The organism is Geodermatophilus sp. DF01-2, from assembly GCF_004571065.1.
In the GTDB taxonomy this organism is placed as follows: Bacteria; Actinomycetota; Actinomycetes; order Mycobacteriales; family Geodermatophilaceae; genus Geodermatophilus.
In genome coordinates this window covers 61,223-73,634 of the sequence record NZ_SPQN01000008.1, presented here as the reverse complement: position 1 = coordinate 73,634, position 12,412 = coordinate 61,223, and the positions used below count along the sequence as shown (strand labels likewise).

General features: G+C 75.3%; 11 protein-coding genes. 5 read left to right on the top strand and 6 right to left on the bottom strand.

Going from position 1 to position 12,412, the window contains the following annotated elements:
- Positions 1–168 precede the first annotated feature (168 nt).
- On the top strand, positions 169–1,584 hold the full coding sequence (locus tag E4P41_RS04645; protein WP_245177108.1) for a radical SAM domain-containing protein: 1,416 nt from the start codon (positions 169–171) through the stop codon (positions 1,582–1,584).
- Here E4P41_RS04645 and E4P41_RS04640 read toward each other — a convergent pair.
- The 5 genes from E4P41_RS04640 to E4P41_RS04620 are packed head-to-tail and all read right to left on the bottom strand — an operon-like array spanning position 1,571 to position 5,915.
- Positions 1,571–1,810 carry a type II toxin-antitoxin system prevent-host-death family antitoxin gene (locus E4P41_RS04640; protein WP_135139699.1) on the bottom strand — a complete coding sequence of 80 codons (240 nt, stop codon included), beginning with the start codon at positions 1,808–1,810 and terminating at the stop codon, positions 1,571–1,573. The two genes, E4P41_RS04645 and E4P41_RS04640, sit on opposite strands and share 14 nt — an antisense overlap.
- Positions 1,807–2,919, bottom strand: coding sequence for an ABC transporter ATP-binding protein (locus E4P41_RS04635; protein ID WP_135139697.1), 1,113 nt, complete (start codon positions 2,917–2,919; stop codon positions 1,807–1,809). The genes E4P41_RS04640 and E4P41_RS04635 overlap by 4 nt, the downstream gene beginning before the upstream one ends.
- Positions 2,916–3,716, bottom strand: coding sequence for an ABC transporter permease subunit (locus tag E4P41_RS04630; protein ID WP_135139695.1), 801 nt, complete (start codon positions 3,714–3,716; stop codon positions 2,916–2,918). The genes E4P41_RS04635 and E4P41_RS04630 overlap by 4 nt, the downstream gene beginning before the upstream one ends.
- 14 nt (positions 3,717–3,730) lie before the next feature.
- On the bottom strand, positions 3,731–4,636 hold the full coding sequence (locus tag E4P41_RS04625; RefSeq protein WP_245177107.1) for an ABC transporter permease subunit: 906 nt from the start codon (positions 4,634–4,636) through the stop codon (positions 3,731–3,733).
- A 16-nt stretch (positions 4,637–4,652) separates the two neighbouring features.
- Positions 4,653–5,915 (bottom strand): ABC transporter substrate-binding protein, encoded by a 1,263-nt coding sequence (locus tag E4P41_RS04620; RefSeq protein WP_135139693.1) that lies wholly within the window; start codon positions 5,913–5,915, stop codon positions 4,653–4,655.
- Positions 5,916–6,101: 186 nt separating this feature from the next.
- Here E4P41_RS04620 and E4P41_RS04615 point away from each other — a divergent pair, with 186 nt between their 5' ends.
- On the top strand, positions 6,102–6,728 hold the full coding sequence (locus E4P41_RS04615; protein ID WP_135139691.1) for a CDP-alcohol phosphatidyltransferase family protein: 627 nt from the start codon (positions 6,102–6,104) through the stop codon (positions 6,726–6,728).
- On the opposite strand, the gene E4P41_RS04610 is transcribed toward E4P41_RS04615, so the two are convergent.
- The gene (locus E4P41_RS04610) at positions 6,710–8,125 is read right to left on the bottom strand and encodes an FAD-dependent oxidoreductase (protein ID WP_135139689.1); all 1,416 of its coding nucleotides are present in this window, start codon (positions 8,123–8,125) and stop codon (positions 6,710–6,712) included. The genes E4P41_RS04615 and E4P41_RS04610 overlap by 19 nt on opposite strands.
- Positions 8,126–8,244: 119 nt before the next feature.
- Between E4P41_RS04610 and E4P41_RS04605 the strand changes: the two genes are divergently transcribed.
- The 3 genes from E4P41_RS04605 to E4P41_RS04595 are packed head-to-tail and all read left to right on the top strand — an operon-like array spanning position 8,245 to position 12,229.
- The gene (locus E4P41_RS04605) at positions 8,245–9,384 is read left to right on the top strand and encodes an FAD-dependent oxidoreductase (protein WP_135139688.1); all 1,140 of its coding nucleotides are present in this window, start codon (positions 8,245–8,247) and stop codon (positions 9,382–9,384) included.
- The gene (locus E4P41_RS04600; RefSeq protein ID WP_135139686.1) at positions 9,327–10,841 is read left to right on the top strand and encodes a TldD/PmbA family protein; all 1,515 of its coding nucleotides are present in this window, start codon (positions 9,327–9,329) and stop codon (positions 10,839–10,841) included. Before E4P41_RS04605 ends, E4P41_RS04600 begins: the two co-directional genes overlap by 58 nt.
- Positions 10,838–12,229, top strand: coding sequence for a metallopeptidase TldD-related protein (locus tag E4P41_RS04595; protein WP_135139685.1), 1,392 nt, complete (start codon positions 10,838–10,840; stop codon positions 12,227–12,229). Before E4P41_RS04600 ends, E4P41_RS04595 begins: the two co-directional genes overlap by 4 nt.
- Positions 12,230–12,412: the final 183 nt, after the last annotated feature.

Below are 12,412 nucleotides of genomic sequence, written 5' to 3'. Positions count from 1 at the left end.
CACCCCGCGGCCGGCTAGTGACGCAACGGCCGGCGGGTGGCGCCCGGGCCCCGCCGCCACCTCGTCGTCCGCATGCCGCCGCCTCGCGTCGTCCCGCCCATGCCCGGTGGCGCGCCGGTGAACCGCCCGGACCTGCGGATGCGAACCCCAGCGGTGAGGATGCCGACCATGACGGACGGAAGGTTCAGCCGCCTGCGGGCGAGGTGGCGGCGGCTGGCGGAGCGCACCCGGCCGGTGCACCCGGAGACCGAGCGGGCCCTGGCCGAGCGGTGGGCCGCCCTTCCCGAGCACGTGCGGACCCCGGCGCAGAGCCTCGGCCGGCACGCGGTCGGCTGCGAGGGAACACACGGGGTCTTTCCGAGGTGCAACCTCACCTGCACGCCGTGCTACCACTCCGCGGACGCCAACAAGGTCCGCGTCGACGGCGGGCACACCGTCCGCGAGGTCCACGCGCAGATGGCCTGTCTGCGCGAGCGCCGCGGCCCCTACGCACACGCCCAGTTGATCGGCGGCGAGGTGAGCCTGCTCGCCCCCGACGAGCACGCCGCCGCGCTGCAGGCGATGCGCGCGCACGGCCGCTCGCCGATGTCGATGACCCACGGCGACTTCGACCCCGAGTACCTCCGGGCCCTCGTCACCGGGGACGACGGCCGGCTGCGCTTCGACCGGGTGAGCTTCGCCGCGCACTTCGACTCCCTGATGCGCGGCCGCCGCGGCGCCGTCCGCCCGCGGAGCGAGGCCGAGCTGCACCCCTTCCGGCAGCGCTTCGTGCAGATGTTCCACGATCTGCGCGTCGAGACGGGGCTGCGCTACTACCTGGCGCACAACATGACGGTCACGCCGGCCAACCTCGACCAGGTGGCCGAGACCGTGCGCGCCGTCCTGCCGATGGGCTACTCGATGCTGAGCTTCCAGCCGGCCGCCCACGTGGGCGACGAGCGCCGCTGGAAGGAGTCCTACACAGCGGTCGACGTCGACGCGGTGTGGGCCCAGCTCGAGGAAGGGCTGGGCCGCACGGTGCCGTACCAGGCCGTCGAGTTCGGCGACCCGCGCTGCAATCGGCTGGGCTTCGGCTTCCTCGCCGACGGCGCCTGGCATCCGTTCGTCGACCCCGCCTTCGAGGCCGAGCTGCGCGCCCGCGACGCCTTCTTCGCGCACTTCGGCGGGATCGCCTTCAGCAACACCCCGCCGGCGCTGCTGGTCGCCAAGGTGCTGCGCGTGCTGCGCCACCACCCCGGTGACGTCGGCGTGGCGCTGGGCTGGGCACGGAGCCTGTCGCGCCGGCTCGGCGGCCTGCGGGCGCTCGTCGGCGCCGCCCGCCGGAAGCAGCTCGGGTTGATGACCTTCGAGGTGCACAGCTTCATGGACGCCGAGCACGTGGGCCCGGCCTGGGACATGATGCGCCGTGGCGTCGTCGCCGACGACCCGCAGCTGCGGGCCACCCAGGAGCGCCTGGCCGCGTGCACCTATTCGATGGCCCATCCCGAGACCGGTGAGCTGGTGCCGGCCTGCGCCCAGCACTCGGTGCTCGACATCGGCGAGAACGCCGAGCTGCGCAAGCTGCTGCCGCTCACGGTGGTCTGAGCCCGGCGACCGCATCGACGTCGGCGCGCAGCCGGTGCGGGTCCACCGGCGGCAGGCGGCGGAACCGCTCGATGCGAGCACTCGCGGTCTGCCGACCGCGGGGCACCGGCTCGAGCCGGGCCACCGGCCTGCCGTCGCGGGTGATGGTCACCCGCTCCCCGGCGGCGACCCGATCCAGCACCCGCCCGCCGTGGTTGCGCAGGTCATGGGCCGTCGCCTCGCTCATGGCCGCAATGTGTCACCGGTGAGACACGGCGCCGCCGCCGGCAACGGGTCCGCCGGGACCGGCGGGACGACGGCGCGGGCGGCCACCGGCAGCACCAGGCCGACCGTGCGACCGGCCGGCAGCTCCTCCCCCGCGGCGAGCTCGGCCTCGACCGACGCACCGCCGGGCCCCGGCACCTCCACCGCGACCAGGGCCCGCAGGCCGCGGCGCCGCACCCGGACGACGGTGCCGGGAACGTCCGCGGCCGGGTCGTCCGGCGCGGTCACCCGCACCGCCTCGGGGCGGACGACGAGCACCCCCGGCCCGTCGGGCACCGACCCCGAGAGGACGAGGGCGCCGAGCTCCGAGCGGTGGACGCCGTCCCGCACCGTCCCGGGCACCTCGGTGCGCCCGCCCAGCAGCCGGTTGACCGCCAGGGACGCCGGGGCGGTGTAGAGCTCGCGCATCGGCCCGGCCTGCTGCAGCCGGCCGCCGTCCAGCACCGCGACGGTGTCGGCCAGCGCATCGGCCTCGCCGGCGTCATGGGTGACCAGCAGGACCGTCGGATCCAGCCGCACCCGCAGGTCGAGCAGCAGGTCGTGCATCTCCTCGCGCAGTGCGCTGTCCAGCGCGCTGAACGGCTCGTCGAGCAGCAGGACCTGCGGCTCGGCGGCCAGCGCCCGGGCCAGCGCGACCCGCTGCTCCTGCCCGCCGGACAGCGCCCGCGCCGGCCGGTCGCCGAACCCGCCGAGGGCGACCAGCCCCAGGTAGTGCTCGGCCCGCTCCCGGGCCCGCCGCCGCGGCACGCCGCGCACCCGGTCGGCGAAGGCGACGTTGTCGCGGACCGACAGGTGCGGGAACAGCAGCGGCCGCTGGAAGACCATGGCCATGCCGCGCCGCTCGGGCGGGACGCCGGCCAGGTCGCGGCCGTCGAGATGCACGTTGCCGCCGTCCGGCTCGTCGAGGCCCGCGGTCAGCCGCAGGACCGTGCTCTTCCCCGAGCCCGAGGGGCCGAGGACGGCGACGCACGAGCCGGACGGCACGTCGAGGGTGAAGTCGTCGAGCGCCGGCGGCTGCCCGGCGGCGTGCACCCGCGTCAGCCGGGCCAGCCGCAGGGCGCCGCCGCTCACCGCCGCCCCTTCCGGCCGAGCGTGCCGACCACGATCAGCAGAACCACCGGCGGCAGGATCGCGGCGAGCGACAACACCGCCACCTGCGCGTCGCTGCCGGTCGCCGAGGCCGCCGCGGCGACCAGGACGGGCAGCGTGGTCAGCTGCCCGCCGCCGACCAGCACGGTGACGATGTAGTCGCTCCATCCCACCAGGAAGGCGAGGAACGCCGCCCCGGCCAGCGCCGGCGCCAGCAGCGGCAGTTGCACGTGGAACACCGTCTGCCAGGCCGAGGCGCCGAGGGTGCGCGCCTCGTCCTCGAAGCCGCGGTCGTGCGCGGCGTAGGCCGCCCGCATCACCACGGTCGTGTACGGCAGCGCTGCGACCACCAGCAGCATGACGACCCCGGCGGCCGCGGGCACCCGCAGCCGCAGCAGCAGCACGTCGAGGCCGAGCGCCACCGCGAACGGCGGCAGCACCAGCGGCGACATGAGCACGGCCAGCACCGCGGTCGACCCGGGCAGCTGCCACGAGGTCAGCGCCCGCCCGGCCATCGCGCCGAGCGGGGTGGCCAGCAGCGCCACGGCCGCGCCGAGCACCGTGGAGTGGGCGAACGCACCGCCCGCGCCGGCGGCCAGCGCCTCGTCCAGGCCCCGCGTGCCCCACTCCTGCGGCAGCAGCGCGGGGAAGGTCCAGCGGTCGGCGAACGCCCACAACAGCAGCGGGACGACGGGCAGCACCAGCCAGACGGCGAGCAGCGTGCGGCCGGTGCGCGAGGCGACGCGGACGGTGCGGTCGGAACCGGGTCGGGCACGCACCTCCTCCACCGCGGTCACTGCTCGGCCGCCAGCCGTCGCAGCGCCCGCAGCGACAGCAGGACCACGACCAGCCCGAGGAGCGCGGTCGTGACCGCCACCGCGGCCGCCTGGGAGCGTGCGGTCAGGTCGATCGAGGTGAACAGGCGGAAGGCCAGCACCGGCAGCGGCTCGGGGAACGGCCGGCCGAGCAGCGCGGCCACCTCGTAGGAGCCGAGGGTGTAGACGAAGCTGACCGCGGCGCTGGCACCGAGCGCCGGGGCGGCCAGCGGCAGGGTCACGTACCGCAGCCGCGCCCACCGGCCGGCCCCCAGCAGCGCCGCGGTCTCGCCGTAGGAGGCGGCCCGCGACGACAGCACGCCGATGACGACGAGCGCGACGAACGCCGATTCCTTCCAGGCGTACTCGGCGACCACGGCGACCCACAGCCGCCCGCCCACCAGTGGCGGCCAGGAGGGGGGGTCGACGCCGAGCAGCCGGGACAGGAACCCGGCGTCGGCCAGCAGCAGGCCGATCGCGGCCGCGCCCACCAGGTGCGGGATCGGGATGGTGAGCGACGCCAGCGTGCCCAGCAGCCGGCTGCGGCGGACGGCGGCGGTCGCGGCCAGCGCGATGCAGAGTCCCACGAACGCGGCGATGGCCGTCGACGCTGCCGCGATGCCGAGCGAGATGCGGATCGACGTGCCCAGGTCCGGGGCGACCTCCCGCCAGCCGTCCAGCGACAGCGCCGGCTCGCCGACCAGTGGCGCGAGGCCGAGGGCCAGGAGCAGCGCCGACCCCAGCGCCGCCCCGACCACGGTGACCACCAGTACCAGCGCGGGCAGCACGAGCAGCACCGCCCGGCCGCGGGCCCCCAGCCGCCGGGACCGCCGGCCGGTGGACCGCCCGGCCGGCCCGGCGGGGGGCGCATCCGTCGTGGTCACGCGGAGCGGTGGCCGGTCACCCGGCGGCGACCTGCCGGCGCCAACCCTCGTCGAGCGCGGTGACCCACTCGGCCTCGACCTCCGGGTCGGCGTCGGCGCTGAGCTCCTCGTAGGGCGGCAGGATCTCCGACTGCGGCAGCTCCTCGAAGCGCGCCTGCCACTCGGGCGGCAGCAGGTCCTGCTCCAGCACCGTGTACTGGCCCCAGACCTCGGGCCGGGCCTTGGCGAACTGCTGCTCCGGCGAGAGCGCCAGGTTCGCCACCACCATGGCGCCGGCCCGGCTGCCCGAGGTCGACGGGATGGCCAGGAAGCTGGCGTTGCCGATGGTGCCCTCCTCGGTCAGCAGCACGCGGGTGGTCTCGGGGAAGGTGCCGTCGGCGACGAGGTCGGGGAGCGTGGCCGGACCGTAGGTCATGGTCCAGTCGACCTGGCCGTCGGCGTAGAGCTGGTCGAGCTCCCCGAGCTCCTGCGGATAGGTCTGCCCGTTCCGCCACAGCGACGGCTCCATCTCCTCCAGCGTCTCGAACAGCTGCGGCGCGAGCTCCGCGTAGGCCTCCTGCGAGAACTCCAACGGCACGTTGTCGACGCCGCCGGCCACCTCGTAGAGCACCTGGCGGATGAACACCGACCCGGTGAAGTCCGGGGGAGCGGGATAGGTGAAGCGGCCCGGGTGCTGCTCGATCCACTCGAGCAGCCCCGCGATGGAGTCCGGCGGGTCCTGGACGCGGGCGGCGTCGTACACGAGCGCGAACTGGGCCTTGTGCCACGGCGCCTCGCAGCCGTCGACCGGTAGCCCGAAGTCGGTGGTGACCAGCGGGTCGTCGGGGTCGACGTACTCCATGTTCGGCAGCATCGCCGTCCAGTCACACAGCCACGCGCCGGCCTGCTGCCCGGTGGCGAAGTTCTCGCCGTTGAGCCAGATGAGGTCCACCTCGCCGTCCTCGACGTCGGCCTGCCGCTCGGACAGCACCCGGTTGAGCGCGTCGGCGGTGTCGGCGATCGGCACCCGCTCGAGGGTGACGCCGAGCTCCGCGGCGGCTGGGGCGAGGACGTCATCGACGTAGGCGTTGCCCTGGTCGTCGCCGCCGTACATCCAGAAGCGCACGGTCTGCCCGTCGGCCTCGGCCAGCACGTCGTCCCAGTCGCGCTCGGGCGCGGCCGTCGGCTCGCTGCCGGGAGCGGCGCAGGCGGTCAGGACGAGGGCCAGCGCGCCGGTCGCCACCGCGGCCCGGCGGCCGCCCCTGCTCGTACGGCGGCGCGCGGGCCTGGGTGCCGACATGGTTTGCGTTCCTCCTGCGGTGGTGCACACGTCGGGGGCGGACGCCGCTGGCGGAGTCCGGATGGTCTTCGTGCCGAGCGCCCCGCCTGGATGTGGTCGAGAGGAGCGGTCCTGGGTCAGGATCGTGGCCGACCGGGTCGTGTCCCGCCATCCGAGCCGGCCGCCCGCCACCCGCGAGGAGGTGCCGTGCTCGACTCGACCGCCCGGGCCGTGCTCGACGCGCCGCTGGCCCGCGCGGCGGCGCTGCTCGACCGCCCGGGGATCACTCCCGACCGGCTCACCGCGGCCAACCTGGTGCTCGGCCTGGCCAGCGCCGCGGCGGCCACGGCCCAGCTGTGGCTGCCCGCGCTGGTGCTCTGGCTGGCCTGCCGGCTGGCCGACGGCCTGGACGGCCCGCTCGCCCGCCGCCGGCGAGCGGCCGGCCGCCCCGGCGACGCGGGCGCCGGCGGGTTCTTCGACATCACCGCCGACTTCGTCGTCTACGGCGCCGGCGTCGTCGGCGTCGCCATCGGGGCCACGGCCGGGTTCGGTGCCTCGTGGCTGCCGTTCCTCGTCGTCCTGCTGGCCTACTACGTCAACGGCGCGGCGTTCCTCGCGTTCTCCTCGATCGCGGAGAAGGCCGGCCGGCAGCTCGACGACGGCCGCTCGCTGTCCTTCCTCGGCGGGCTGGCCGAGGGCACCGAGACCGTCGTCGCGCACGGACTGTGGCTGCTGCTCCCGGTCTACGCCGAGCAGGTGGCCTGGGTCTGGGCCGCGCTGGTCGGGGTCGGCGCCGCCCACCGGATGTGGGCGGGCTACCGCGCGCTGCGCTGAGCGCGGAGCCGGACGACGGCCCGCAGCACCCGACGCACCACCGGTCCGGCGAGCCGCGAGCGGACGTCGTCCACCGCGGCGTCCCATGCGGCGCTGCTGTAGGTCGGATAGGCGTGCGTGGTGCCGGCCACGTCGGTGGTGGTCATCCGCTTCCGGACGGCGAGGGTGAGCTCGCCGAGCACCTCTCCGGCGCGCGGGCCGACCACGGCGGCCCCGACGATACGGCGGCGCCGGTCCAGGACCAGCGTGGTGGACCCCTCCGTCACACCCTCGGCGACCGCTCGGTCGACGTGCCCGTGGCCGACCCGCCGAACGCTGTGCCCCTGGCCGGGCGGGACGCCGACCGAGGCCACCTCCGGGGAGGTGTAGGTAACCCGCGGGACGACGGGGTCGACGGTGCGGCGCAGGCCGAGCAGCGCGTTGCCCGCGGCGAGGCTGCCGTGCACGCCGGCGGTGTGGGTGAATTGTGGGTGGCCGGTGAGGTCGCCGGCGGCCCAGATGCGCGGGTTCGTCGTCCGCAGGCCGCCGTCCACCACCACCGTGCCGTCGTCGGCGACCTCGACGCCGGCCGCCGCGCAGCCGAGCCTCTCGGTGCGGGCCCGCCGGCCGACGGCGACCAGCAGCCGGTCGAAGGGGACGGCGGCCCCGTCGGCCAACTGCAGCGCCCCATCGCGGACCGCGGTCACGCCGGCGCCGGTCCGCACGGTGACGCCGTCGCGCCGCAGCGCCGCGGTGACCAGCCCGGATGCCTCCTCGGTCTCGCCCGGGAGCAGCCGGTCGGCGGCGTCGACCACGGTGACCGCCGAGCCCAACCGCGCGAACGCCTGGCCCAGCTCGCAGCCGATCGGGCCGCCGCCGAGGACGGCGAGCCGCGCAGGGAGCTCGGTGAGGTCGTCCCAGACGGTCTCGCTGGTCAGCGGATCGGCGTCGGCCAGGCCGTCGATCGGCGGGAGCACCGGAGCGGCGCCGGTGGCCAGCAGGGCATGCCGGAAACGGACGGTCCGGCCGCCGACCGTGGCGGAGTCCGACCCGGTGAGCACGGCGTCGGCGACCTCGACGGCGACGCCGGCGGCCTGGAGCGCCTCGACCGAGTCGACCGGCCGGATGGTCTCGATCGCGGCCTGGAGGTGCTTGCGCACCCGGCCGAAGTCGATAGTGATCCCGCCGACGTCGACCCCGAACCGGCCGGCCGCGCGGGCGCTCGCGGCGGCGTCGGCGGCGGCGAGCAGCGCCTTGGAGGGAACGCAGCCGGTCCACAGGCAGTCGCCGCCGGTGCGGTCCCGCTCGACCAGCAGCACGCGGGCGCCGAGGCCCGCGGCGGTCCTCGCGCCAACCATCCCGGCCGTCCCGCCCCCGATGACCAGCAGGTCCACCACGTCGTCGCCCCGGCTGCGCATGGGAGACGACGGTAGGAGTCCCGCCCGCGCCCTGCCCACCGAGTGCTGCGAACTCGTGGCCGTTCCGCGCTGATCACCACGAGTTCGCAGCAGTCGACGCGGCGGGTGAGGATCGCCGGGTGCCGGAACCGCTCGACGTGCTCGTGATCGGCGCCGGGCAGGCCGGTCTGGGGACGGCGTACCACCTGCAGCGGGCCGGCGTCCGCGACGTGCTCGTCCTGGAGGCCGGCGAGGTCGGCCAGAGCTGGCTGGACCGCTGGGACTCCCTGCAGCTGTTCACCCCGCGCCGGTTCTCCCAGCTGCCCGGCCTGCGTTTTCCGCCCGGGCCGGCGCCCACGCCGTCCCGCGAGGAGATGGCCGGCTACCTGCGCGACTACGCCCGCCGCTGGGGCCTGCCGGTCCGCACGGGGACCCCGGTGCGCCGTCTCACGCGGGACGGCCGGGCCTTCTGCGCCGAGACGCCCGCCGGCCCGGTCCGCGCCCGGCACGTGGTCGTCGCTTCCGGGGCCTTCCGCCGTCCGCACGTGCCCGCCGCCGCGGGCGACCTCGCCGTCCCGCAGCTGCACTCGGCCGACTACCGGACGGCGGACGACGTCCTGCCCGGGCCGGTGCTCGTCGTCGGCGGCGGCAACTCCGCGGCCCAGCTCGCCGTCGAGCTGTCCGCGACCCACGACGTCACCGTCGCCGCCGGCCGCGAGCCGCACTACCTGCCCGAACGGACCCTCGGGGTGAGCCTCTACGACTGGCTGCTGGTCAGCGGCCTGCTCAACGCCGACCGGGACGCGTGGGCGTCCCGGCGCATCCGGGCCCGCGGCGACGCGATCGTCGGCCGGGAGCTCCAGCGGCTGCGCCGTCGCGGGGTCATCCGGGTGCTGCCGCACCGGGTCGTCGCGGCGTCCGGCACCCGGGTGGAGCTGTCGAACGGGTCCGCCGAGGAGGTGGCGAGCGTGCTGTGGTGCACCGGCTTCGCGCCCGACACCGGCTGGGTCGACGTCCCTGGCGCCCTGGACGGCGACGGCACGCCCCGGCACGACCGCGGCGCCTCCCCCGTGCCCGGGCTGCACTGGATGGGGCTGCCGTGGCAGACGCGGGTAAACTCCGGGCTGGTCGACGGGGTGGACCGCGACGCCCGCCGGACCGCCCACCGCATCGCCTCCGCGCTGTCCGCGGAGCCGTCGTCCCCGGCTGGTAGACAGGGGCGGTGGCTGCCTCCCGCGACGTGGACGCGTCCTTCCTCGCTCTCCCGCTCTCCGCGCTGACCGACGCCGCGCTCACCCGGGCCCTCGACCTCGGCTGCGAGCACGCCGACATCCGGGTGGAGCGGATCCGCACCCAGTCGATCAGCCTGCGCGACGCCCGGCTGGAGTCCTTGGCCGACGGCGAGGACCTCGGCCTGGCCGTGCGTGTCGTGTACGAGGGCACCTGGGGGTTCGCTGCTGGCGTCGTCCTCACCGCGGCGGAGGCCGTCCGGCTGGCCGAGGAGGCGGTCACCGTGGCTCAGGTGTCGGCGGCGGTCAACAGCGACCGCGTCGAGCTCGCGCCCGAGCCGGTCTACCCGGACGCGGTCTGGGTGTCCGACTACGACGTCGACCCGTTCGAGGTGCCGGACGCCGAGAAGACCGCGCTGCTCACCGAGCTGTCCGAGCAGCTGCTGGCCGCCGACGGCGTGGAGCACGTGCAGACCGGCTGCCAGGCGGTCAAGGAGCAGAAGTACTACGCCGACACCGCCGGCACCCGCACCCGCCAGCAGCGGGTGCGCATCCACCCCGACCTCACCGCGCTCACCGTCGACCGCACCACCGGCGCGTTCGAGAGCATGCGCACCCTCGCTCCGCCGGCCGGCCGCGGCTGGGAGTACCTCACCGGCACCGGCTGGGACTGGCGCGCCGAGATCGCCGAGATTCCCTCGCTGCTCATGGAGAAGACCAAGGCGCCGTCGGTCGAGGCCGGCCGCTACGACCTCGTCGTCGACCCGTCGAACCTCTGGCTGACCATCCACGAGTCGGTCGGCCACGCCACCGAGCTGGACCGGGCGCTGGGCTACGAGGCCGCCTACGCCGGCACCTCGTTCGCCACCGTCGACAAGCTCGGCACGCTGCAGTACGGCTCGCCGCTGATGAACGTCACCGGCGACCGCACCGCGCCGCACGGGCTGTCCACGATCGGGTGGGACGACGAGGGCGTCGCCGGGCAGCGCTGGGACATCGTCAAGGACGGTGTGCTGGTCGGCTACCAGGTCGACCGCAACATGGCCCGGCTCCGGGGCCTGCCCCGGTCGAACGGATGCGCCTTCGCCGACTCCCCGCAGCACGTGCCGGTGCAGCGCATGGCGAACGTCTCGCTGCAGCCCGCGCCGGACGGCCCCTCGACCGCGGAGGTCATCGCCGGCGTGGAGCGCGGCATCTACGTCGTCGGCGACAAGAGCTGGTCGATCGACATGCAGCGCTACAACTTCCAGTTCACCGGCCAGCGCTTCTACCGGATCGAGGGCGGGAAGCTCGCCGGGCAGCTGCGCGACGTGGCCTACCAGGCGACGACGACGGACTTCTGGGGCTCGATGGCCGCGGTCGGCGGCCCGCAGACCTACGTGCTCGGCGGCGCATTCAACTGCGGCAAGGCCCAGCCCGGGCAGGTCGCCCCGGTCAGCCACGGCTGCCCGGTGGCCCTGTTCGAAAACGTGAACGTCCTCAACACCGTGCAGGAGGCCGGGCGATGAGCAGCTGGTCACGCCCGCAGGACGTCGTCGAGAAGGCGCTGGCCGCCTCCACCGCCGACGGACAGGTCGCCTTCGTCGTGGAGAGCTCGGCGGCCAACCTCCGCTGGGCGAGGAACAGCCTGACCACCAACGGCTCCATGCGCTCCCGGCAGGTCGTCGTCGTCTCCTTCGTCGACGGCGGCGCCGGGATGGCGACCGGCACGGTCGCCCGTACCGGCAACCCGGACGTCGAGGAGCTGGTGGCCGCCAGCGAGCAGGCCGCCCGGGACGCCGGCCCCGCCGAGGACGCGGTGCCCCTGGTCAGCGAGGCGCCGCCGGGCGCCGGCGACTGGGACGCCGACCCCGCGGAGACCTCGATCGGCGTGTTCCGCGACTTCGCGCCGGCGCTCGGGGAGGCATTCGGTGGTGCCCGCGACCGCGACGAGCTGCTCTTCGGCTTCGCCGAGCACGGCATGGCCACCACCTACCTGGGAACGTCGACCGGGCTGCGGCTGCGGCACGACCAGCCCACCGGCCGGGTCGAGCTCAACGGCAAGAGCGGCGACATGAGCCGCTCGGTGTGGGCCGGCGTCGGCACGCGGGACTTCGCCGACGTCTCGGTGGCCGACCTGGTCGTCGACGTCCAGCGCAAGCTCGCCTGGTCGCAGCGCCAGGTCGAGCTGCCCGCGGGGCGCTACGAGACGCTGCTGCCACCGTCGGCGGTCAGCGACCTGATGATCTACGCCCACTGGACGATGGAGGCCCGGGACGCCGACGAGGGCCGCAACGTCTACGCCAGGCCCGGAGGCGGCAACCGGATCGGCGAGCGGCTGGCCGCGCTCCCGCTGACCCTGCGCAGCGATCCGTTCGAGCCCGGCCTGGAGGCCTGTCCGTTCCAGGTGGTGAGCGGCTCGTCGGGGTCGGCCTCGGTGTTCGACAACGGGATGGCGACTCCGGCGGTCGACTGGATCTCGGGGGGCGTGCTCACCAACCTGATCCGGCCGCGCGCCTGGGCGCTGAAGACCACGGCCCCGGCCACCGCCGCCGTCGACAATCTTGTCCTCGAGCAGCCCGGGGCGACCGCGGACCTGGACGAGATGGTCGGGGCGACCGAGCGCGGGCTGCTGCTCACCACGCTCTGGTACATCCGTGAGGTCGACCCGCAGACGCTGCTGCTCACGGGGCTGACCCGGGACGGCGTCTTCCTCGTCGAGGGCGGGGAGGTCACCGGCGCGGTGAACAACTTCCGGTTCAACGAGTCGCCGATCGACCTGCTCGGCCGGGTCACCCAGGCCGGTCGCGCCGAGCGCACGCTGCCGCGCGAGTGGAGCGACTGGTTCACCCGGGCCGCCATGCCGGCCCTGCGGGTGCCGGACTTCAACATGAGCTCGCTCAGCCCCGCCAGCTGACGTCCCCGCGCGCTCACGTGGGGAGCCAGGCTCTCTCCGTCGTCCGGGGATGACCACGGCTCCGCCGCTCCACGGCCGGGACGTGCCCTCCGCCACGCCGACGACAGGCGCCGAGACGGCCAGGGTGTGACAACCGGTCCGTCACACCCTTGGCGCATGGTGACCGTGACGTTGCGCGCACAC

Excerpts from the sequence above, each read along its gene's own strand:
- E4P41_RS04610 (WP_135139689.1), bottom strand. The coding sequence starts at position 8,125 with ATGCGCAGCCGGGGCGACGACGTGGTGGACCTGCTGGTCATCGGGGGC.
- E4P41_RS04595 (WP_135139685.1), top strand. The coding sequence starts at position 10,838 with ATGAGCAGCTGGTCACGCCCGCAGGACGTCGTCGAGAAGGCGCTGGCC.
- E4P41_RS04640 (WP_135139699.1), bottom strand. The coding sequence starts at position 1,810 with ATGAGCGAGGCGACGGCCCATGACCTGCGCAACCACGGCGGGCGGGTG.
- E4P41_RS04645 (WP_245177108.1), top strand. The coding sequence starts at position 169 with ATGACGGACGGAAGGTTCAGCCGCCTGCGGGCGAGGTGGCGGCGGCTG.
- E4P41_RS04620 (WP_135139693.1), bottom strand. The coding sequence starts at position 5,915 with ATGTCGGCACCCAGGCCCGCGCGCCGCCGTACGAGCAGGGGCGGCCGC.